Origin of the sequence: Mycobacterium sp. SMC-21 (assembly GCF_045310825.1) — a bacterium.
Lineage (GTDB): Bacteria > Actinomycetota > Actinomycetes > Mycobacteriales > Mycobacteriaceae > Mycobacterium.
Genome location: NZ_JBJIAO010000014.1, coordinates 19,924 through 39,831 on the forward strand (window position 1 = coordinate 19,924; position 19,908 = coordinate 39,831).

Annotated in this window: 19 protein-coding genes and 1 pseudogene; 8 read left to right on the forward strand and 12 right to left on the reverse strand. The window is 67.5% G+C overall.

Annotated features, from left to right (window positions below):
* The first annotated feature begins 92 nt into the window (after window positions 1-92).
* Window positions 93-617, forward strand: a complete 525-nt coding sequence (locus tag ACJH6H_RS15565; protein WP_133426449.1) for a gamma carbonic anhydrase family protein — start codon at window positions 93-95, stop codon at window positions 615-617.
* 56 nt (window positions 618-673) lie between these two features.
* Window positions 674-1,198, forward strand: coding sequence for a hypothetical protein (locus ACJH6H_RS15570; protein ID WP_138250795.1), 525 nt, complete (start codon window positions 674-676; stop codon window positions 1,196-1,198).
* A 51-nt stretch (window positions 1,199-1,249) separates the two neighbouring features.
* On the opposite strand, the gene ACJH6H_RS15575 is transcribed toward ACJH6H_RS15570, so the two are convergent.
* The 5 genes and pseudogenes from ACJH6H_RS15575 to ACJH6H_RS15595 form a co-directional block, all read right to left on the reverse strand.
* Entirely contained in the window at window positions 1,250-1,651 is a 402-nt protein-coding gene (locus ACJH6H_RS15575) for a nuclear transport factor 2 family protein (protein ID WP_138250794.1), read from the reverse strand.
* 1 nt (window position 1,652) lies between these two features.
* Window positions 1,653-1,751, reverse strand: a pseudogene (locus tag ACJH6H_RS15580) (LLM class F420-dependent oxidoreductase); the annotation flags it as partial.
* Between the two features lie 48 nt (window positions 1,752-1,799).
* Window positions 1,800-2,972, reverse strand: coding sequence for a thiolase domain-containing protein (locus ACJH6H_RS15585; RefSeq protein ID WP_138250793.1), 1,173 nt, complete (start codon window positions 2,970-2,972; stop codon window positions 1,800-1,802).
* The gene (locus tag ACJH6H_RS15590; protein WP_138250792.1) at window positions 2,972-4,036 is read right to left on the reverse strand and encodes a thiolase domain-containing protein; all 1,065 of its coding nucleotides are present in this window, start codon (window positions 4,034-4,036) and stop codon (window positions 2,972-2,974) included. Before ACJH6H_RS15590 ends, ACJH6H_RS15585 begins: the two co-directional genes overlap by 1 nt.
* Window positions 4,037-4,050: 14 nt before the next feature.
* Window positions 4,051-5,052 carry a Zn-ribbon domain-containing OB-fold protein gene (locus ACJH6H_RS15595; RefSeq protein WP_138250791.1) on the reverse strand — a complete coding sequence of 334 codons (1,002 nt, stop codon included), beginning with the start codon at window positions 5,050-5,052 and terminating at the stop codon, window positions 4,051-4,053.
* 58 nt (window positions 5,053-5,110) lie between these two features.
* Here ACJH6H_RS15595 and ACJH6H_RS15600 point away from each other — a divergent pair, with 58 nt between their 5' ends.
* The 3 genes from ACJH6H_RS15600 (at window position 5,111) to ACJH6H_RS15610 (ending at window position 8,203) form a co-directional block, all read left to right on the forward strand.
* Window positions 5,111-6,142, forward strand: a complete 1,032-nt coding sequence (locus tag ACJH6H_RS15600) for an LLM class F420-dependent oxidoreductase (RefSeq protein ID WP_406775236.1) — start codon at window positions 5,111-5,113, stop codon at window positions 6,140-6,142.
* A 184-nt stretch (window positions 6,143-6,326) separates the two neighbouring features.
* The gene (locus ACJH6H_RS15605) at window positions 6,327-7,001 is read left to right on the forward strand and encodes an acetoacetate decarboxylase family protein (protein WP_406775275.1); all 675 of its coding nucleotides are present in this window, start codon (window positions 6,327-6,329) and stop codon (window positions 6,999-7,001) included.
* Entirely contained in the window at window positions 6,998-8,203 is a 1,206-nt protein-coding gene (locus ACJH6H_RS15610; RefSeq protein ID WP_406775237.1) for a cytochrome P450, read from the forward strand. Before ACJH6H_RS15605 ends, ACJH6H_RS15610 begins: the two co-directional genes overlap by 4 nt.
* A 1-nt stretch (window position 8,204) precedes the next feature.
* Here the strand turns inward: ACJH6H_RS15610 and ACJH6H_RS15615 are convergent, their stop codons facing one another.
* The 3 genes from ACJH6H_RS15615 to ACJH6H_RS15625 form a co-directional block, all read right to left on the reverse strand.
* Window positions 8,205-9,416: a sensor histidine kinase gene (locus ACJH6H_RS15615; protein ID WP_406775238.1), complete on the reverse strand. Its 1,212-nt coding sequence runs from the start codon at window positions 9,414-9,416 to the stop codon at window positions 8,205-8,207.
* A gap of 68 nt (window positions 9,417-9,484) precedes the next feature.
* Complete coding sequence (locus tag ACJH6H_RS15620; RefSeq protein WP_406775239.1) at window positions 9,485-10,453, reverse strand: NAD-dependent epimerase/dehydratase family protein; 969 nt, start codon at window positions 10,451-10,453, stop codon at window positions 9,485-9,487.
* Window positions 10,453-11,253 (reverse strand): crotonase/enoyl-CoA hydratase family protein, encoded by an 801-nt coding sequence (locus ACJH6H_RS15625; RefSeq protein ID WP_061005817.1) that lies wholly within the window; start codon window positions 11,251-11,253, stop codon window positions 10,453-10,455. Before ACJH6H_RS15625 ends, ACJH6H_RS15620 begins: the two co-directional genes overlap by 1 nt.
* A 69-nt stretch (window positions 11,254-11,322) precedes the next feature.
* Between ACJH6H_RS15625 and ACJH6H_RS15630 the strand changes: the two genes are divergently transcribed.
* The gene (locus tag ACJH6H_RS15630; RefSeq protein WP_138250785.1) at window positions 11,323-12,975 is read left to right on the forward strand and encodes an acyl-CoA synthetase; all 1,653 of its coding nucleotides are present in this window, start codon (window positions 11,323-11,325) and stop codon (window positions 12,973-12,975) included.
* A gap of 13 nt (window positions 12,976-12,988) precedes the next feature.
* Window positions 12,989-14,110, forward strand: a complete 1,122-nt coding sequence (locus tag ACJH6H_RS15635) for an NAD(P)H-dependent flavin oxidoreductase (RefSeq protein ID WP_406775240.1) — start codon at window positions 12,989-12,991, stop codon at window positions 14,108-14,110.
* A gap of 29 nt (window positions 14,111-14,139) precedes the next feature.
* Here the strand turns inward: ACJH6H_RS15635 and ACJH6H_RS15640 are convergent, their stop codons facing one another.
* Entirely contained in the window at window positions 14,140-14,826 is a 687-nt protein-coding gene (locus ACJH6H_RS15640) for an LpqN/LpqT family lipoprotein (protein WP_318985477.1), read from the reverse strand.
* 101 nt (window positions 14,827-14,927) lie between these two features.
* On the opposite strand from ACJH6H_RS15640, the gene ACJH6H_RS15645 reads away from it, so the two are divergent.
* Window positions 14,928-16,031 (forward strand): methyltransferase, encoded by a 1,104-nt coding sequence (locus tag ACJH6H_RS15645; protein WP_406775241.1) that lies wholly within the window; start codon window positions 14,928-14,930, stop codon window positions 16,029-16,031.
* On the opposite strand, the gene fadD17 is transcribed toward ACJH6H_RS15645, so the two are convergent.
* The 3 genes from fadD17 to ACJH6H_RS15660 are packed head-to-tail and all read right to left on the reverse strand — an operon-like array spanning window position 16,028 to window position 19,887.
* On the reverse strand, window positions 16,028-17,587 hold the full coding sequence (gene fadD17 / locus ACJH6H_RS15650; protein WP_406775242.1) for a long-chain-fatty-acid--CoA ligase FadD17: 1,560 nt from the start codon (window positions 17,585-17,587) through the stop codon (window positions 16,028-16,030). The two genes, ACJH6H_RS15645 and fadD17, sit on opposite strands and share 4 nt — an antisense overlap.
* A gap of 9 nt (window positions 17,588-17,596) precedes the next feature.
* Window positions 17,597-18,697, reverse strand: a complete 1,101-nt coding sequence (locus tag ACJH6H_RS15655) for an acyl-CoA dehydrogenase family protein (RefSeq protein ID WP_406775243.1) — start codon at window positions 18,695-18,697, stop codon at window positions 17,597-17,599.
* Between the two features lie 8 nt (window positions 18,698-18,705).
* On the reverse strand, window positions 18,706-19,887 hold the full coding sequence (locus tag ACJH6H_RS15660) for an acyl-CoA dehydrogenase family protein (RefSeq protein ID WP_029105069.1): 1,182 nt from the start codon (window positions 19,885-19,887) through the stop codon (window positions 18,706-18,708).
* Window positions 19,888-19,908 lie beyond the last annotated feature (21 nt).

Below are 19,908 nucleotides of genomic sequence, written 5' to 3' on the forward strand. Positions count from 1 at the left end.
CGTTACAGTTTTTTCTCGGTGCAGCGCAATGCAAGCGTCCCGACCTGCGGTATGTCGCGAGCGCGAGCGAAGCGACGGGGTAGGTTCTGACCATGCCGCTCTACTCCTTCGAGGGCCGAAGCCCGGTCGTCGACCCCACGGCGTTCATCGCCCCCACCGCCGTGTTGATCGGCGATGTTCGCGTCGAGGCCGGGGCGTCGGTGTGGTTCAACGCGGTTCTGCGCGCCGATTACGCGCCGGTCGTCATCCGCAACGGGGCAAACGTGCAGGACGGGTCTGTGCTGCACGCCCCTCCCGGTATCCCGGTGGACATCGGGCCCGGCGCGACCATCGCCCACCTGTGCGTCGTCCACGGCGCCCACGTCGGTGCCGAGGCGCTGATCGCGAACAACAGCACGATTCTCGATGGCGCGGTGATCGGCCGGCGCACGCTCGTCGCAGCCCATTCGCTGGTGGTCGCCGGGACCAAGATCCCCGATGAGGTTCTGGTCGTGGGGTCGCCCGCCAAGATCCGCGGCCCCATCTCCGGAACCGGCGCCGAGACGTGGATCAACACCAATCCGCAGGCCTACCGGGAACTGGCCGAGCGCTACCTGACCGGCCTGGAAGAGCTGTAGCCCCGGATTTCGCCGAAATCTGACATTCCGGCCGAGCTTCGGCCGAGACTGGGCGCATGAAGCTGCCGCTCATCGCCCTGACCGGTGCAGTCGTGGTGCTCACGGCGCCGTTCGCACAGGCCGCGCCGCCACCCAACTTTCCCGACCTCGCGGGCTTCAGCATCGTCACGTCGACCCATCTGGCGACCTACCAGCGCACTGATCAGCAGGTGGTGAAGTTCTCGACACCCGACGGGCTGGCGTGCCTCGTCAGCGCGCTGGGCGGGGTGGCGCCGACCGTGCGGTGCTACGGCCCGGTGCCGGGGACGACGGGTCTGGCCGTCACTGCCGACCCCAACGCCAAGGCGCCCCGCGATTTCGGGGTCGCGCAGGTGCACGCGGCCAACGAGGGCACGATCAGCAACTACCGCGGCGACTATCCGACCGATCTCGCCGGTGCACCGCTACTGGCGCCGGGCGAGAAGGTGACTCTGACGACGATGACGTGCGGTGTGGTTGCCGGCAGCGTCACCGCATGCATCGACACCACCGACGGCGGCCACGGCTTCGTGCTGCAGCCGTCGGGGTCCTGGACTTTCTGACCGGGATTTGTGCACGAAAATCCGCGGTGGCCGCGGATTTTCGTGCACAAATCACGAAGTGCGCGGCGCTTCCCAGAACGCGCGCAGCGCCACCAGCTGCCCGGCTTCGTTGGCGCGGTAGGTGAAGACGCCATGGGTGGTGAAGTCGTGCCCGCCGATGGTGGTCACGATGTTGCCGACGTTGGCCTCCTCGTCGCCGCACTGGTAGGTGGTCTCGAAGTTGAACACGAGACTGTCGGTGGGGGCGATCGCCTTGTCCCAGAAGCCCGAAATGGCTTCCTTGCCTCGGTGCCCCTTGCCCTCGGGATCCAGGAACGACGGCCCGATCGGGTCCTGCACGATGGCGTCGTCGGCGAAGTTGGCCAGCCAGGCGTCCTTGTCGCGGGCGGCAACGGCATCGCGGGAACGCTTGCCGGCCAGGTGCGCGGGATGATTCGGATCGGAAACTGTCATGTCAGTCCTGCCAGCCGGAGTGGATGTGGATGTCGGCGTACCGCTTCAGTGAATCTTTCTTCTTTTCGATGAGGGCGTCAAAGGTCGCGCCGGACCCGACCTACTTCGGTCGGGACCGGCGCGACCCTCACGGCGTACGCCCAGGCAACTACTTGCCCGGCTTGTCGCTCGAGACGACCCACATCGAGTAGTACTGTGCGCCACCGCCGTACGCGTGACCGAGCGCCTTGCGGGCGCCCTCGACCTGGTGGTCACCGGCCTTGCCCATGACCTGGATGGCCGACTCGGCGAACCGGATCATGCCGGACGCGCCGATCGGGTTGGAGCTCAGCACACCGCCGGAGGCGTTGAACGGAATCCTGCCGCCGATGGCGGTCTCGCCGGCCTCGGTCAGCTTCCAGCCCTCACCCTCGGCGGCGAAGCCCAGGTTCTCCAGCCACATCGGCTCGAACCACGAGAACGGCACATAGACCTCGGCGCAGTCGATTTCGTCGATGGGGCTGGTGATGCCGGCGTCGCGCCACAGGGCGGCGGCGGCGTCGCGACCGGCCTGCGGGTTCACCTGGTCGCGGCCCGAGTAGGCCAGTGGTTCGGTCCGCAGTGCGGTGGCGTGGATCCAGGCCACCGGATGGCCCTCGGCGACGCGGGCGTCGGCTACTTCCTCGTTGCCGATCACCAGTGCGGCCGCGCCGTCCGATGACGGGCAGGTCTCGTCGAAACGGATTGGGTCCCAGAGCATCTGGGATGCCATCACCTTCTCGACGGTGATGTCGGGCTGGTGCAGATGGGCCAGTGGGTTCTTGGCGCCGTTGAGCCGGTCCTTGACCGCCACCATGGCGCCGATGTGCTCCGGCGCGCCCGAGCGGCGGATGTATGCGCGCACGTGCGGGGCGAAGTAGCCGCCCGCACCCGCGCCGACGGGCTTGGTGAACGGCACCGGAATGGACAACGCCCACATGGCGTTCGACTCGGACTGCTTCTCCCAGGCCATGGTCAGCACGCGGCGGTACTTGCCGGATTTCACCAGGCTGGCGGCGACGATCGCGGTCGAGCCACCCACCGAACCGGCGGTGTGCACGCGGATCAGTGGCTTGTTGGTGGCGCCGGTGGCGTCGGCCATGAACAGCTCGGGCATCATGACGCCCTCGAAGAAGTCCGGTGCCTTGCCGACGACGACCGCGTCGATGTCGGCCATCGTGCAGCCGGAATCGGCCAGTGCACGGTCGATCGCCTCGCGCACCAGGCCATTCATCGAGACGTCGAGCCGCTTGGCGACGTACTTGGTCTGTCCCGTGCCGAGGACGGCGGCTTTGTTCGCCATTAGTTCTTACCCTCCAGGACGGCAATCAGATTCTGTTGCAGCGCAGGACCACTCGTGGCATGAGCCAGCACGCGGCCCGCAGTGCCGTTGAAGATGTGTTCGGCGGCGAAGCCGATGCGCTCCAGACCCGCCGAGAACATCGGGTTGGCGGCCAGCGCGCCACCGGACGGGTTGATCTTCGTCGACTCACCAAGTCCGATGGCCTCTTTGAGGATCAGCTGCTGGTGGCTGAACGGCGCGTGCAGCTCGGCGATGTCGATCGAACCGGCGTCGCCGCCGGTGGCGACCTGCGCCGAGGCGGCGGTCGAGGGCGACGTCGTCAGGTCGCGGGCACCCAGGATCGGGGTCTCGATGCGGTGCTCGAAACCGGTGATCCAGGCCGGGTTTTCCCGCAGTTCCCGGGCCTTGTCGGCCGACGCCAGCACGATGGCGGCGGCACCGTCGGTGATCGGGGCGATGTCGTGGCGGCGCAGCGGGTCGGCGAAGAACGGCCGCGACAACAGGTCGTCGATGCTGCCGGTGACCTCTTCGCGGTCGGTGCGGCCGCCGGCGGCGAACGCGTCGAGCGCCACCTGAGCCATCTGCTCGGCGGTCCACTTGCCGGCGTCCAGACCGAAGCGGGCCTGCAGACCCGCCATCGACACGGCGTCCGGCCACAGCGGCGCGACGGTGTACGGGTCGGTCTGCAGGGCGAGCACCCGGCGCAGGGTGCCGGCGCTGCCCTTGCCGAAGCCGTAGACCAGCGCGGTATCGACCTCGCCCGTCAGGATCTTGATGTAGGCCTCGTACAGCGCCCAGGCCGCGTCCATCTCGACGTGCGATTCGTTGATCGGCGGGATGGCGCCGATCGAGTCGATCGCCGAGATGAAGGAAAATGCCCGGCCGGCAAGGTAATCCGACGAACCGGAGCACCAGAAGCCGATGTCGGTCTGCTTCAGGCCCAACTCGGTGTACAGCTTCTGGAAGCACGGCATCAGCATCTCGACGCCGTTGGTGGTGCCGTCAGTGCGGCGCACATGCGGGGCATGCGCGAACCCGACGACCGCTACGTCACTGGAAGTCATTGTTGCAGTTCCTTTTACAGGTGGTGCTTGTACGAGTCGTAGTCGGCGTCGGGTTCGCCGGACGGTTTGAAGTGCGAGATGTTGTCGATGCCCAGGCCCCACTCCTCGCGGGGCTTCCACACCGCCTCGACCCGCATGCCCATCCGGACGTCGGCCGCGTCGATCTCGGTGACCAGGTGCAGGAACGGGATGTCGGCGCCGTCGAGCAGCACGTAGGCGGCCACATACGGCGGTTTGATGCGCTGGCCGGCGAACGGGATGTTGATGATCGCGAAGGTGGTGACGGTGCCGCGATCGACCAGCTCGACGAATTCGTCGAGTTCCAGGCCGGTGGCCGGGTCGGCCTCCTTCGGCGGGAACAGCACCGGGCCGGGCTTGCCGTCGCGGCCCACCTTGGTGCGGCCGCCGAGCAGCTTGCCCTCCTGCAGACCACGCAGGAAGGTGCTCTCGGGAAGTGAAGCGGTGTGCTGGATTTCGATGGACGACGGCACGACCAGCATGGTCACCGGGTCGCGGTCATCAGCCGGCAACGGCTCGACAGCATCTTCGCCAGGCACGAAGTAGGCGATGTCGGTGATGGCGCCGACGGGTTCGTCGACCCAGTGCGCACGGACACGGTCACCGGCCTTCAGTGAACCCTCAGGGGCGTCGACGGCGTGCAGCAGCGGAGTGTCGGCGCCGTCGAGCTTGATCAGCGCCCAGGCGAACGGCTTCTGCAGGGGCTGGCCCTCCAGGGGCTCGGGCTGCCAGGTCCACGACACCACGGTGCCGACGCTGGAGACCGGAACCACCTCGGTCAGGGCCTCGTACGTGACAGGGTCATACTCGGCGGGAGGTACGTGTACCCGGCCGTCTGAACCGCGGGTGCCGACGATGCGTCGGCCGCGCAGCGCGGTGAAGAACTGACTCAGGACCGGACCGACTGAACGGGTGTAGTCGAATGACAGTTTCAGCGGAGCCGAAAGGGGCGGCTCATGGCCTGCCATCTGGGCTGGGCTGCTTTGGCTAACGCTCACGGCATCGAGTAGAACAGGTTCTAACAATCGTGGCAAGCACGTTCGGAAAGGCGGCCCCATGAAACTCGGTTTGCAGCTCGGATACTGGGGCGCCAAGCCGCCCACCGATCACGCGACGCTCGTCGCCGCGGCGGAAGAAGCGGGGTTCGACACCGTCTTCACCGCGGAGGCCTGGGGCTCGGATGCCTACACCCCGCTGGCCTGGTGGGGCCGGGAAACCACGCGGATGCGCCTGGGTACGTCGGTCATTCAGATGTCGGCCCGCACGCCCACGGCGTGCGCCATGGCAGCGCTGACGCTCGACCACCTGTCGGGTGGCCGCCACATCCTGGGGCTGGGTGTGTCGGGTCCGCAGGTCGTCGAGGGCTGGTACGGGCAGAAGTTCCCGAAGCCGCTGGCGCGCACCCGCGAGTACATCGACATCCTGCGCCAGGTCTGGGCCCGCGAGGCCCCGGTGACGAGCGACGGCCCGCACTACCCGCTGCCGCTCTCGGGTGAGGGCACGACGGGTCTGGGCAAGCCGCTCAAGCCGATCACGCATCCGCTGCGCGCGGACATCCCGGTGATGCTGGGCGCCGAAGGCCCCAAGAACGTCGCGCTGGCCGCCGAGATCGCCGACGGGTGGTTGCCGATCTTCTACTCGCCCCGGATCTCCGGCATGTACAACGAATGGCTCGACGAGGGCTTCGCGCGCGCCGGCGCTCGCCGGACCCGCGAGACGTTCGAAATCTGTGCCACCGCACAGATCATCGTCACCGACGACCGGCCGATGGTCATGGAGATGATGAAGCCGCACCTGGCGCTCTACATGGGCGGCATGGGTTCGGAGGACACCAACTTCCACGCCGAGGTGTACCGCCGCATGGGCTACTCCGAGGTCGTCGACGATGTCACCAAGCTGTTCCGCAGCGACCGCAAGGACGAGGCGGCCAAGGTCATTCCGGACGAGTTGGTCGACGACTCCGCGATCGTCGGCAACCTGGACTACGTCAAGGAACAGATCAAGGCCTGGGAAGCCTCGGGCGTGACGATGATGGTCGTCGGGGCCAAGTCGGTCGAGCAGATCAACCAGCTGGCTGAATTGGTCTAGTTTCCCTCGCGAACAGACGTAAAACTGTCGTTTTGGGCTGTCGACGTGCAGTTTTGCGTCTGCTCGCGAAGTTGGCAGTAGACACTTATTGCAAAGTGTCTATAACGTGTTCTAGATTTGTGCTGTGACAGACGCCACCGAGTCCGCACCGTCGCAGCATGTCATTGCCGGCACCGTGCTGACCATGCCCGTGCGCGTCCGGAAGGCGACGCAGCACATGGCGATGTTCTCGGTCGACGCCGATGCCGCACAGCGCATGATCGACTACAGCGGCCTGCAGGTGTGCCGGTTTCGCCCGCGCCGGGCGGTGGCCGTGCTGATGCTGATGCACTACGTCGACAGCGACCTCGGCGAGTACTACGAGTACGGCACCAACATCATGGTGAACCCGCCCGGCTCGAACGCCTCGGGCCTGCGCGCCCTGCAGTCCGCCGGCGCCTTCATCCATCACCTGCCCGTCGACCAGGCCTTCACGCTGGAAGCCGGTCGATCGATCTGGGGTTATCCGAAGGTCATGGCGGACTTCGCCGTCCGTGACGGGAAGAACTTCGGCTTCGACGTCACCATCGACGGCCGGTTCGCCGTCGGGATGGACTTCCGGCCCGGCCTGCCGGTGCCCGCGCCGTCGAAACCCCAGGCGCCCCCGACCTATTCGCACCTCGACGGTGTCACCCGCGAGACCGTCGGCGTGATGAGACCGTCCGGCGTGCGCTACCGGCCCGGGGGCGTGACGGTGCGCCTCGGTGACCACCCGTACGCCCGGGAATTGGCGGCCCTCGGATTGCCGAAACGCGCCATGCTCTCGGGTTCCGCTGACAACGTAGACATGACCTTCGCCGACGCTCAGGAGATCAAGTGACCAGTGTTATCACCCGCCCCGACGTTGACCTGGCCGACGGCCGGTTCTATGCCGACCGGGCAGCCGCGCACGAGGCGTACCGGTGGATGCGGGCCAACGAGCCGGTGTTCCGGGACCGCACCGGACAGGCCGCGGTGACGACCTACCAGTCCGTCCTCGACGCCGAGCGCAATGCCGAGCTGTTCTCCAACGCCGGCGGCATCCGCCCCGACCAGCCGGGGATGCCGTACATGATCGACATGGACGATCCGGCACACCTGTTGCGGCGCAAGCTCGTCAACGCCGGCTTCACCCGCAAGCGCGTCATGGACAAGGTGCCGTCGATCGGGCGTCTGGTCGATGCGCTGATCGACAACGTCTGCGAGAAGGGCGAGGCCGACTTCGTCCGCGACCTGGCGGCCCCGCTGCCCATGGCCGTCATCGGCGACATGCTCGGCGTGGTGCCCGAAGAGCGCGAGATGTTGCTCGACTGGTCCGATGAGCTGGTGTCGGGGCTGTCGTCGCACCTGGACGAGACGTCGATCCAGAAGCTGATGGAAACCTTTGCGGCATACACCGCTTTCACCATGGACGTCATCAAGGACCGGCGGGCCAACCCGACCGACGACCTGTTCTCGGTGTTCATCAACTCCGAGGTCGAAGGTCAGCGGCTGAGCGATGACGAGATCGTCATGGAGACACTGCTGATCCTGATCGGCGGCGACGAGACCACGCGGCACACGCTGTCCGGCGGCACCGAGCAGCTGATGCGCAACCGCGACCAGTGGGACCGCCTCGTCGCGGATCCGTCGCTGATGCCCGGCGCGATCGAGGAGATGCTGCGCTGGACCTCGCCCATCAAGAACATGTGTCGCACGCTGACCGCGGACACCGTCTTCTACGGCACCGAGCTGAAGAAGGACGAGAAGGTCATGCTGATGTTCGAGTCGGCGAACTTCGACGGTGACCAGTTCGAGAACCCGGACGAATTCCACATCGACCGGAATCCCAACAGCCACTTGGCTTTCGGCTTCGGCACCCACTTCTGCATGGGCAACCAGCTGGCCCGGCTGGAGCTGCGCCTGATGACCGAGCGGCTGCTCCAGCGGCTGCCCGACCTGCGTCTGGCCGACGGTGCGGACATTCCGCTGCGCGCCGCCAACTTCGTCAGCGGCCCCGAGGCCATGCCGGTGGTCTTCACCCCGACTGCGCGGGTGCTCTGAACTAGCCGCTCTCGGTGCTCGTCGCGGGCACCGAGAGCGAGATGACGGTGCCGGGTGCGCCCGTGACAGTGAATTCGCCGCCGGTGGCAAGCACTTTCGTGCAGATCGACGCGAACCCGATGTGCCCGTCCTCGACGCTCTGGGAGAGCCGGTCGGGCGGGATCCCGACGCCGTCGTCGGCGATGCACAGCTCGGCACGGTTTCCCTTGTGCGCCAGCGTGAATCGCAGATTGTCGGCGTGCGCGTGCTTGATCGCGTTGGTCGAGAACTCCCGGGCCGCGCTGTAGAGCAGATGGTCGGCGTCGGTGCGCAGGCTGTCGGGCCAGTCGTCGGCGTCCAGATGAACCGTGATGCTGGTCCGTGCGCCGATGCCGTCGGCCAGCGCGGTGATCGCGGCCTTGAGGCCGGAGCGGGCCAGCACCTCGGGATGTAGTTCGCGCACCACGTCGCGCAGCAGCCGGGAAGATTCCGCGAGCGCGAAGTCGACGCGGTCCATGCCCTCGACCGACCCGTCACGGACGTCCTCCATGTCGTGCCGCGCCACCAGGACGTACTGCAGCGCACCGTCGTGCAGGCGCTCCGAGAGGGATTGACGTTCGCGCTTCTCCAGGCTGATCACCTCTTCGAGCAGACGGGTCCGCTCCTGGGCCAGCCCGGCGATGGTCCTGGTCTTGGACTGCTGCACCCACGACAGCGCGACCGAACCGGCGGCCAGGCCGAACACGATGGCGGTCCGCAGCAGGATCGAGCCCCAGGGTTCGTCGCCGTTGGCCTCCCGGTCGATCCAGTTGACGACGAAGAACGTGGCGACGGTGGGAATCGCGATCATGGCGCTGACGGCGGGATCGAGCTGAGCTGCCGCGATCAGTGGGATCAGGAAGAGCCCGTGCTGCATCACGTCCGACGTCCAGGTTTCCGGGGAACTGAGCCCGCTGTCCACGGAAATGACCGCCACCACAGTCAGATCCGCGCACAGCATGAGCAGTGCCACCACGCGCTGGGTGCGCCGGTCGGACTGGTCGGCCGAGCGCCGTCCCCACCAACCCCATGCCGCGACCATCGCGACGTAACAGGCGAAGACGCCCCAGTGCAGCGGCAGGTTGGCGTTCGGGGGCTCCAGCAACAGGCCGAACCCGACGAACACCACCAACAGCGCCCGCAGCGCGAACTGCAGCAGCAGACCACGCACCAGCGAGGTGTCGGTGGTTGGCATCCTGGTCCCCCCGGCGTTCGTGATTTGTGCACGATTTTCCGCGATGGCCGCGGAAAATCGTGCACAAATCACGCAAAAGATTCGACGATCGACTCTCGGGGGTCGCGCCAGGTCAGGCTCAGGTCGGACAAGGTCAGGCTGTCGTCGGTGGGGACGGCGGCCGTCAGCAGCAGGGCGGCTTCGTAGCTCAGCCCCTCGGCCAGGGGCAGCCAGCGCCCGGCGACATCCGACACCCGGCCGACGCCGCGAAACATGCCGGGCGACAGCGGAATCCGCCGGATCGGCCGGCCCAGCGCCGACTGCAGCGCGTCGACCATCTGATCGAACGTCAGCAGCACGCCGCCGCAGACATAGCGCTTCGGGCCGCGGCCGGGCCGCATCAGCGCCGTGTGTACCCGGGCGACATCACCGACATCGATCATCTGCATGCCGCCGCGCAGCCGCGGGGCGACGCGGTAGCGCACGATGGGGTCCCAACCACGTTGTGTCACACCGACTGCCGTGTGGAACGCCGGACCGACGACCGACGACGGGTACGTCACGACGACGGGCGCGCCCTCGGCCTGCAACCGGCGGGCCGCATTGTCGGCGTAGGCCTTGGTGCGGGCGTAGTCGCTGCGACCGGGCGCCGGGGGAGTGTCGGGCCCGATGACGCCGTCGGTCGGCGGGAACAGTGAGCTGTAGGACGACACCGACACCACCGGGTCCAGCCCGAGCTCGCAGGCCCGCGTGAGCAGCGCCTCGGTGGCGTGGGCGTTGATGTCCCACATCAGCTGGGTGCGCCGGCTGTCGGTGCCGACGACGCCGGCGGCGTGCAGCGCGGCGTCGCAGCCGGCCAACAGCTCGGAAACCGTTGCGGGGTCCCGGATATCGCCGGTCAGGATCTCGAGCGGACCGATCCGGCCCAGCGCGTCGAGCGCGGCATCGTCGCTGCCGCCGGGAAACACCAGCAGTCGCACGGTGTGCCCGGCGGCCAGCAGGGCGCGGACGGTGTGGGCGCCGACGTAGCCGGTGCCTCCCGTCACTGCGATGTGCATCAGCGCATCTTGAACTGCGGTGCGCGCTTCTCCTTGAACGCCAGCGGGCCTTCCTTGGAGTCCTCGGACAGGAAGACCGGGATGCCGTTGGCGGTGTCGGGCTTGAAGGCGTCCAGCTCGTGCATGCCCTCGGTCTCGCGGATGGTCTTGAGGATGGCCTGGACCGCCAGCGGACCGTTGTTGTTGATCACCTCGGCGATCTCGAGAGCCTTGTCCAGCGCGGTGCCGTCCGGCACGACGTATCCGATGAGCCCGTAGTCCAGGGCCTGCTGGGCGGTGATGTGCCGGCCGGTCAGCAGCATGTCGCACGCGATGGTGTACGGAATCTGGCGCACGAGGCGCACTGCCGAACCGCCCATCGGGTACAGGCTCCACTTGGCCTCAGAGATGCCGAACTTGGCGCTCTCCCCGGCGATGCGGATGTCGGTGCCCTGCAGGATCTCGGTGCCGCCGGCGATGGCCGGGCCCTCGACCGCCGCGATCAGCGGCTTGGTCAGGCGGCGGCCCTTGAGCAGACCGTCGATGCGCGACGGGTCGTAGCTGCCGTCCTTGAACGAGTCGCCCGGCGGCTTCTTGGTGGCGCCCTTGAGGTCCATGCCGGCACAGAAGTAGCCGCCGGCACCGGTCAGGATGCAGGTGCGGATCTCGGGATCGTTGTCGACGCGGTCCCACGCCTCGACCATTATCGAGAGCATCTCGCCCGAAAGGGCGTTGCGGGCCTCGGGCCGGTTCAAGGTGACGATCAGCGTGTGTCCGCGCTGCTCAATGAGGGCGTCGGGGCCTTTTTCGGGTTCGCTCACGGGTACCAACTTCCGGTCTCGAGATCGTTAGACTTGTCACAAAATGTAACACGTTCTAGTTTATGTAACGTGGCTCTGAACATCGCAGATCTCGCCGAGCACGCCATTGATGCTGTGCCGGACCGCGTCGCACTCATCTGTGGCGACGAACAGCTGACCTATGCCCAGTTGGAGGAGAAGGCCAACCGCCTGGCTCACTACCTCCAGTCGCAGGGCGTGAAGAAAGACGACAAGGTTGGGCTCTACTGCCGCAACCGCATCGAGATCGTGATCGGCATGCTCGGCATCGTCAAAGCCGGCGCGATCCTGGTCAACGTCAACTTCCGCTACGTCGAGGGCGAGCTGAAGTACCTGTTCGACAACTCGGACATGGTCGCCCTGATCCATGAGCGCCAGTACTCCGACCGGGTCGCCAATGTGCTGCCCGAGTTGCCGCTGCTGAAGACGATCCTCGTCGTCGAGGACGGGTCCGACAACGACTTCCAGCGCTACGGCGGCGTCGAGTTCTACTCCGCCATCGCCGACAGCTCGCCCGAGCGTGACTTCGGTCCGCGCAGCGAGGACGACATCTACCTGCTCTACACCGGCGGCACCACCGGATTCCCCAAGGGCGTCATGTGGCGGCACGAGGACATCTACCGCGTGCTGTTCGGCGGCACCGACTTCGCCACCGGCGAGCCCATCGCCGACGAGTACGACCTGTCCAAGCAGGCCGCCGCCAACCCGCCGATGATTCGGCTCCCCATTCCGCCGATGATTCACGGCGCGACACAGTCCGCCACCTGGATGGCGCTGTTCACCGGACACACCGTGGTGCTGATGCCGGAGTTCGACGCCGACGCCGCCTGGCGAATGATCCACGAGCACAAGGTCAATCTGCTGTTCTTCACCGGGGACGCGATGGCGCGGCCACTGTTGGACGCGCTGCTGGCGCATCAGGACGCCGGCAACGAATACGACCTCTCCAGCTTGTTCCTGCTCGCCAGCACCGCCGCGCTGTTCTCGACCAGCCTCAAGGAGAAGTTCCTCGAGCTGCTGCCGAACCGCGTGATCACCGACTCGATCGGCTCGTCGGAGACCGGCTTCGGCGGCACCAGCATCGTGGCGAAGGGCCAGTCGCACACCGGCGGTCCCCGCGTCACCATCGACAAGAACACCAAGGTCCTCGACGAGGACGGCAACGAGGTGGTTCCGGGCTCGGGCGTGCGCGGCATCATCGCCAAGTGCGGGCACATCCCGGTCGGCTACTTCAAGGACGAGAAGAAGACCGCCGAGACCTTCCGCACCTACAACGGGGTCCGGTACGCGATCCCCGGCGACTACGCCGAGGTCGAGGCCGACGGCAGCGTGACGATGCTGGGCCGCGGCTCGGTGTCGATCAACTCCGGTGGCGAGAAGATCTACCCCGAAGAGGTCGAGGCCGCGCTCAAGGGACACCCGGATGTGTTCGACGCCCTGGTCGTCGGCGTGCCGGACCCGCGCTTCGGTCAGCACGTCGCGGCCGTGGTGCAGCCCCGCGAGGGCACCAGGCCTGCGCTGGCAGACCTGGATGCGTTCGTCCGGAGCGAGATCGCCGGCTACAAGGTGCCGCGCAGCCTGTGGCTGGTCGACGAGGTCAAGCGCTCCCCGGCCGGCAAGCCCGACTACCGCTGGGCCAAGGATCAGACCGAGGCGCGTCCCGCCGATGAGGTTCACGCGAAACACGCAGGCGCACAAGCCTAGTCAGGAACGAGAAATGAAAACCGAACTCTGTGAACGCTTCGGGATCGAATACCCGATCTTCGTCTTCACGCCGTCGGAGAAGGTGGCCGCCGCCGTGACCCGCGCCGGCGGCATGGGCGTGCTGGGTTGCGTCCGGTTCAACGACGCCGACGATCTCGAGAACGTCCTGCAGTGGATGGACGCCAACACCGACGGCAAGCCGTACGGCGTCGATATCGTGATGCCCGCCAAGGTCCCCACCGAGGGCACCAGCGTCGACATCAACAAGCTGATCCCGCAGGGGCACAAGGACTTCGTCGCCAAGACCCTCGCCGAGCTCGGGGTGCCGCCGCTGCCGGCGGACGAGGAGAAGAACGAAGGCGTGCTCGGCTGGCTGCACTCGGTGGCGCGCAGCCACGTCGAGGTGGCGCTCAAGCACCCGATCAAGCTGATCGCCAACGCACTCGGCTCGCCACCCAAGGACGTCATCGACCAGGCGCATGCCGCGGGCGTTCCGGTCGCCGCGCTGGCCGGCTCGGCCAAGCACGCGGCACGGCACGTGGAGAACGGCGTCGACATCGTCGTCGCCCAGGGGCACGAGGCCGGTGGCCACACCGGTGAGATCGGTTCCATGGTGTTGTGGCCGGAAATCGTTGACGCCCTTGGTGGTTCGGCCCCGGTGCTGGCCGCCGGCGGCATCGGCACGGGACGCCAGCTGGCCGCCGCGCTGGCGCTGGGCGCGCAGGGCGTCTGGATGGGCTCGGCGTTCCTGACCTCGGCCGAATACGACCTCGGGGTCCGTCTGGAATCGGGCGTTTCCGTTGTGCAGCAGGCGATGCTGAACGCGACCTCGGCCGACACCGTCCGCCGCAAGATCTACACCGGCAAGCCGGCCCGGCTGCTCAAGAGCCGCTGGACCGACGCCTGGGACGCCGACGGCGCACCCGATCCACTGCCGATGCCGTTGCAGAACATCCTCGTCAGCGAGGCCCACCAGCGGATGAACGAGTCCGGTGACCCGACCGCCGTCGCCATGCCGGTCGGTCAGATCGTCGGCCGGATGAACGAGATCCGTCCGGTCGCGGTCATCATCGCCGAACTGGTCGCCGAGTTCGAGGCCGCCACCAAGCGCCTGGACGCCATCCGCGACAACTGATTTCGCCGCGCGGCAGGTGACGATCAGCGCTACGGCGTGATCTTCACCTGCTGCGCCACCACATCGGTGGCGGCCTGGATGATGGGCGTCTGATCCGCCGCGCCGTCTGAATTCAGTTGCAGGACATAGGTTGCCCCGTCCGACGGGAAGATCACCGTCTGCTGTGCGACGAACTTCGTCTTGCCGTCCGAAACCCAGGTACCGGCGATCCGGTAGGCGGGGTAGTTGCGCACCTTGGTTTCGGTGCCGGGGCCCGCCGGTGTGAAGCCCGGGAGGTTCTGAATCTCCCCGGGCGCGGTGGCCATCAGCGCCTTGGCGTCGACGTCACCGGTCAGCTTCGACAGCAGCGCGATCACGCTCGGCGCATAGTTCGCCGCGTCGACCGGTCCGGTGTAGATGATCGAGTCGTAGGCCCACGGCGGGTTGTCATCACCGGAGGCTCGCCAGCCATCGGGCTTCGGCAGGTCGACCTTCGGCTCGCCCGGATCGGTGCGGTGCACCTGCTGTTCGGTGATCTTGTGGTCTTTGATGTAGCTGGCAATCGTCGGGTTGGGACCGTCGGTTGCCTGCTTGTTGCCCGCGTCCGCCGCGGTCGGCGCGGCGCTTGTCACGTTGTCGGACGACGCGCTCGCGTCTTTGCCGGAGTCGCAACCGGCCAGCACCACAGACAGTGCGGTCGCTGCCGCGACGAGGCCGGTGATCGCGGACGTTCTCATATGGCCGAGACTAATCGACAATGCTCGCGGTGATCCTGTGAGCCGGACGGCGAGCTACTCGAAACCGGCTCTAGCGTGGGCATTAGCTGTGGCATTACTGTGTGCCAGTGGCAAATGCGCAGAAACCACCGCCCGCCTGGTTCATGGACGGTATCGGCCGGGTCCGGGAAGGGCTGAGTCAGATCCGGCAGGCCGTGGTGCCGCCCAATCTGACCGTGTTCGAGATGGTGCAGGGCAGCTGGTTGACCCAGGCGATGTACGCGGCGTCCAAACTCGGCATCTTCGACGCTCTCGCTGGTGGTCCCGCAACTGCCGATGACATCGCGCGCCGCGTGGGCGCCGATCCCGGCGCCACGTTCCGGTTGATGCGGGCGCTGGCCGGCAACTCGCTGCTCAAGCAGGATCGCGACGGCCGGTTCGCGCTGACCCGGCTCGGAGATGCGCTGCGGTCCGATGCGCCGGGTTCCATGGCGCCCATGCTGCAGTTCGTCGGCCACCCGAAGCACTGGGAGCACTGGGGGCAGCTGTTGTATTCGGTGCAGACCGGCAAGACGTCCGCGGAGATGCTGCGCGGCATGCCCATCTTCGAATACCTGGAGACCGACCGCGACCTCGCCGAGGTGTTCAACAACGCGATGACCGCGGTATCGGCCATGGCGATCGAAACCCTCATGCCCGCTTACGATTTCACTCGTTTCCGGACGATCGTCGACGTCGGCGGCGGGCACGGGGCGCTGCTCGCCGCGGTGCTGCAGCAGGCCACTGATGCCGAGGGTGTGCTGTTCGATCTGCCGTCCGTCGTGGCCGGCGCCGGTCCGGTGCTGGACGCGGCCGGCGTATCCGACCGGGTCGCGGTCACCGGCGGCTCATTCTTCGAAGCGGTCCCCGAAGGTGGGGATGCCTACCTGTTGAAGACGATCATCCACGACTGGGACGAGGACAGTGCGCTGGTGATCCTGCGGAACATCCGCAAGGCGATCGACCCGGCCGGGACCCTGGCCCTCATCGAAATGGTCCTGCCGGAAGGCACGGCGCACCATCCCGGCATGCTTCTCGATCTGGAGATGCTGGTGGCTGCCGGTGGTCGGGAGCGTACCGGTGCGCAATACGCGGACCTGTTGGCGCGCGCCGGCTTTCGGCAGAGCCGCGTGGTCTCGACGGCGGGTCCGATGTCACTCGTCGAGGCCGTCCCGGTCCACGACTAGCGGGCGATCGCGAAAACCGGGTCGGCGCAGTCGGTGCCCTCGGCCGACAGTTGCCGCTTGATGACCTTGAACGTCTCGGTCCGCGGCAGCGTCGTGGCGACGCGGATGAACCGGGGCCACTGCTTGGGGCCCAGATCCTCCTGTGCGGCAAGGAAGGCGCTGAAGTCGTCCGCGGAGAACTCCGCGTGGTCGAGGAGGACGAGTGCCGACATCACCTGGTCGCCGACGGCGGGATCGGGTATCGGGTAGACGGCTGCCTCGACCACGTCAGGGTGCCGCAGCAGCACCTGCTCGATGGGTGCGGTGCCGAGGTTCTCGCCGTCGACCCGCATCCAATCGCCAAGGCGCCCAGCGAAATAGATGAACCCCGCTTCGTCCCGGTAGGCCAGGTCGCCGGTGTGGTAGACGCCGCCGGCCATGCGCTCGGCCTCGGCCGCGTCGTTGTTGTAGTAGCCGCGGAACCAGCCCCGGCCGGTCGGGTTCACGATTTCGCCGACGACGCCCGGCGGGCACGGCTGGCCGGTCTCCACATCGACGATGGCCACCTCTTCGGTCAGCGGCCCGAGCGCGCCGGCCGGGGTGTCCGGGGTGCGGGCGATCGCGACACCGCCCTCGGTGGAGCCGAAGCCGTCGACGACGACGACGCCGAAGCGCTGCGCGAACCGGTTGAGGTCACGGGGGGCACCCTCGTTGCCGTACATGAACTTCAGGGGATTGTCGGTGTCGTCCGGCCGGGCCGGGGTGGCCAGGATGTACGACAGCGGCTTGCCGACGTAGTTGGCATAGGTGGCGCCGTAGCGGCGCACGTCCGGGAGGAATCCGGAGGCAGAGAACTTGCGGCGCAACGCAATCGACCCCTGCGCGGCGAGCGCCACGGCCCAGCCCGCCATCACGGCGTTGGAGTGGAACAGCGGCATGGACAGGTAGAACGTGTCGTCGCGCCCGAGGCCGAAACGATCGGCCAGCATCTGGCCCGGGAACGCCACCTTGTCGTGGGTGACCCGGACGGCCTTGGGGTCACCGCTGGTGCCCGACGTGAAGATCAGCATGAACAGGTCGTCGGGATCGACGTCCGCGAATTGCACCGCGGTGCCGGCGAACCCGGCGAGTTCGGTTGCCCACGAAGCGGATTCGACGTCTATGACGTCGATGCCCGCGGCATCGAGACCGGCCGGGACCAGGTCGGGATTGTCGGCGAGCACCAACTGGCAGTCGGAGCGCTCGGCGTCGCCGACCAGCGCCGCCCCGCGGCGGGTCGGGTTGAGGCCGACCGGAACCAGCCCGGCCAGCGCGGCGGCCACCAGCAGCGACGAGAAGAACGTCGTATTGCTCAGCAGCACACCGATGTGCGGCGGCTTGGCCGGGTCCAGTCGCGCCTTCAGCGCCGCGGCCAACTGTGCGCCCGCGGCGATGTGGTCGGCCCAGCTGGTGAAACCGGCTGGGCCGCCGTCATCTTGTGATGAGTCGTCCGGCGCCGTGGTGCAGTCGTACAACCCGCGGTCGGTGACGTCGATGAGCGGGCGCAGCAGGTCGCTGACGGTGGGCCGGGAGGACATCAGTCGAATCTAGACGGGCGTCTCGGCGAGTTCGCGCCCGATCTGCAGCAGCTGCCCGGTGGCCCCGCCGACCGCGAACTCGGTCTGCTTGGCGGCCAGGAAGTAGCGGTGCACGGGGTGATCCATGTCGATGCCGACACCACCGTGTACGTGCACCGCGGTGTGTGCCACCCGGTGTCCGGCCTCGGCGGCCCAGAACGCCGCGGTGTTCACGTCCACCTCGGCGGGCAGGCCCTCGGCCACGCGCCAGGAGGCCTGGGTCAGCGTCAGGCGCAGCGCCTTGACGTCGATGTAGCCGTCGGCCAACCGGGACGACACGGCCTGGAAGCTGCCGATGGGGCGGTCGAACTGCTCGCGCTCGCGGGCGTACAACGCGGTGAGCTCCAGCGCGCACTCCACCACACCGAGCTGGAATGCGGTGCGGCCCAAAGCATTGTGCAGCTGCAGCCAGGCGAGCACCTCGGCGCCGCCGACGATGCGGTCAGCGGCGACAGTCACGCCCTGCAGATCCAGGTGCGCGACGCTGCCGTGCCCGGTGGTGTCGAGCGAGGTGACGGTGACGCCCGCGTCGGCCGCCGCGACCAGGAAAACCTTGACGCCGGAATCGCTTTCGGCAGGCACCAGGACGGCGTCGGCGACCGGGCCGTAGGCGACCTGGGTGCGGGTGCCGGTGAGCTTGTAGCCGGTCTCATCGCTGCCGGTGGCCTGCACCGGGCCCTGACCCATCTCGCCGTCGAGCGCCGGCACGACGATCTTGCTGCCGGCGACCGCCGGGGCGGCCCACTCGGATTGCAGCTCGGCCGAACCGAATTCGGCGATGGCGCCGGCGGCCAGGATGGTCGACTCGAGGTACGGCACCGCCGCGAGCTGACGGCCCAGTGCCACGAGCACGGCGGACTGCTCCAGCGGACCGAAACCACCGCCGCCCACCGACTCCGGTGCGGTGGTGGACAGGATGTCGGAATCGATCAGCTTGTCCCACAGCTCACGGTCGAACCGTTCGTCGAGCTTGTCCAGCTCCTTCTGCCGTTCCGGGGTCACCACCGATTCGGTGATGGACCGGACCAGGCCGCCGAGGTCCTCAGATGCTTCGGTTGTCTTGAAATCCATGTCAGTCCTTACCGGTTCACTCGGGGCAGGCCAAGAGCCACCATGCCGATGATGTCGCGCTGAATCTCGTTGGTGCCGCCGCCGAAGGTCAGGATCAGGCAGGACCGGTGCCAGCGCTCGATCCGGCCGCGCAGCAGTGCCCCCGGGGTGTCACGGCGCAGCGTCGCCGAGGTGCCGAGCACCTCCATCAGCAGCCGGTAGGCCTCGGTGGCCAGCTCGGTGCCGTAGACCTTGGCCGCCGATGCGTCGGCGGGGGAGGGCGCGGAGTCGGTGGCCGAGGCCAGCTCCCAGTTGATCAGCTTCAGCACCTCGGCCTTGGCGTGCACCCGGGCCAGGTTCAGCTGCACCCACTCGGAGTCGATCAGGCGCTTGCCGTGGTGGTCCTTGGTGTTCTGGGCCCATTCCCGAACCCCGTCCAGTGCGACGAAGATCGGCTGCGCAGACACCAGGGCCACGCGCTCGTGGTTGAGCTGGTTGGTGACCAGCTTCCAGCCGCCGTGCTCTTCGCCGACCAGGCTGGAGGTCGGGACGCGAACGTCCTGGTAGTAGGTGGCGCTGGTGTCCACACCGGACATGGTGTGCACCGGTGTCCAGGAGAAGCCCTCGGCGGTGGTCGGCACGATCAGCATCGAGATGCCGCGGTGCTTCTTGGCCTCGGGGTTGGTGCGGGCCGCCAGCCAGACGTAGTCGGCGTAGGCGATCAGCGACGTCCACATCTTCTGGCCGTTGATGACGTAGTCGTCACCGTCGCGGACCGCGGTGGTGCGCAGCGACGCCAGGTCGGTGCCGGCGCCGGGCTCGGAATAGCCGATGGAGAAGTGCAGCTGGCCCGCGGCGATCTTGGGTAGGAAGAACTTCTTCTGCTCCTCGGTGCCGAAGTGCATGATCGTCGGCGCCACGGAGTTGATGGTCAGGAACGGCACCGGGACGTTGGCGATGGCGGCCTCGTCGTTGAAGATCAGGCCGTCCATCGGCGGGCGGGCCTGGCCGCCATACTCCTTGGGCCAGCTCAGCGTCAGCCAGCCGTCCTTGCCCATCTGCTCGACGGTCTCGCGGTAGACGTTGCCGCGTCCCATCTCGCCGTCGTTGGACGCCAGCGCCTCGGCGCGCTCCGGGGTCATGAGCTTGGTGAAGTACGAGCGCAGTTCGCGCCGCAGCTCCTCCTGCTCGGGCGTGTAGCCGATCCGCATCGAACTCATCCTTTATCAGTT

Excerpts from the sequence above, each read along its gene's own strand:
- ACJH6H_RS15565 (WP_133426449.1), top strand. The coding sequence starts at position 93 with ATGCCGCTCTACTCCTTCGAGGGCCGAAGCCCGGTCGTCGACCCCACG.
- ACJH6H_RS15570 (WP_138250795.1), top strand. The coding sequence starts at position 674 with ATGAAGCTGCCGCTCATCGCCCTGACCGGTGCAGTCGTGGTGCTCACG.
- ACJH6H_RS15575 (WP_138250794.1), bottom strand. The coding sequence starts at position 1,651 with ATGACAGTTTCCGATCCGAATCATCCCGCGCACCTGGCCGGCAAGCGT.
- ACJH6H_RS15585 (WP_138250793.1), bottom strand. The coding sequence starts at position 2,972 with ATGGCGAACAAAGCCGCCGTCCTCGGCACGGGACAGACCAAGTACGTC.
- ACJH6H_RS15590 (WP_138250792.1), bottom strand. The coding sequence starts at position 4,036 with ATGACTTCCAGTGACGTAGCGGTCGTCGGGTTCGCGCATGCCCCGCAT.
- ACJH6H_RS15600 (WP_406775236.1), top strand. The coding sequence starts at position 5,111 with ATGAAACTCGGTTTGCAGCTCGGATACTGGGGCGCCAAGCCGCCCACC.
- ACJH6H_RS15605 (WP_406775275.1), top strand. The coding sequence starts at position 6,327 with ATGCCCGTGCGCGTCCGGAAGGCGACGCAGCACATGGCGATGTTCTCG.
- ACJH6H_RS15615 (WP_406775238.1), bottom strand. The coding sequence starts at position 9,416 with ATGCCAACCACCGACACCTCGCTGGTGCGTGGTCTGCTGCTGCAGTTC.
- ACJH6H_RS15620 (WP_406775239.1), bottom strand. The coding sequence starts at position 10,453 with ATGCACATCGCAGTGACGGGAGGCACCGGCTACGTCGGCGCCCACACC.
- ACJH6H_RS15635 (WP_406775240.1), top strand. The coding sequence starts at position 12,989 with ATGAAAACCGAACTCTGTGAACGCTTCGGGATCGAATACCCGATCTTC.
- ACJH6H_RS15640 (WP_318985477.1), bottom strand. The coding sequence starts at position 14,826 with ATGAGAACGTCCGCGATCACCGGCCTCGTCGCGGCAGCGACCGCACTG.
- fadD17 (WP_406775242.1), bottom strand. The coding sequence starts at position 17,587 with ATGTCCTCCCGGCCCACCGTCAGCGACCTGCTGCGCCCGCTCATCGAC.
- ACJH6H_RS15655 (WP_406775243.1), bottom strand. The coding sequence starts at position 18,697 with ATGGATTTCAAGACAACCGAAGCATCTGAGGACCTCGGCGGCCTGGTC.
- ACJH6H_RS15660 (WP_029105069.1), bottom strand. The coding sequence starts at position 19,887 with ATGCGGATCGGCTACACGCCCGAGCAGGAGGAGCTGCGGCGCGAACTG.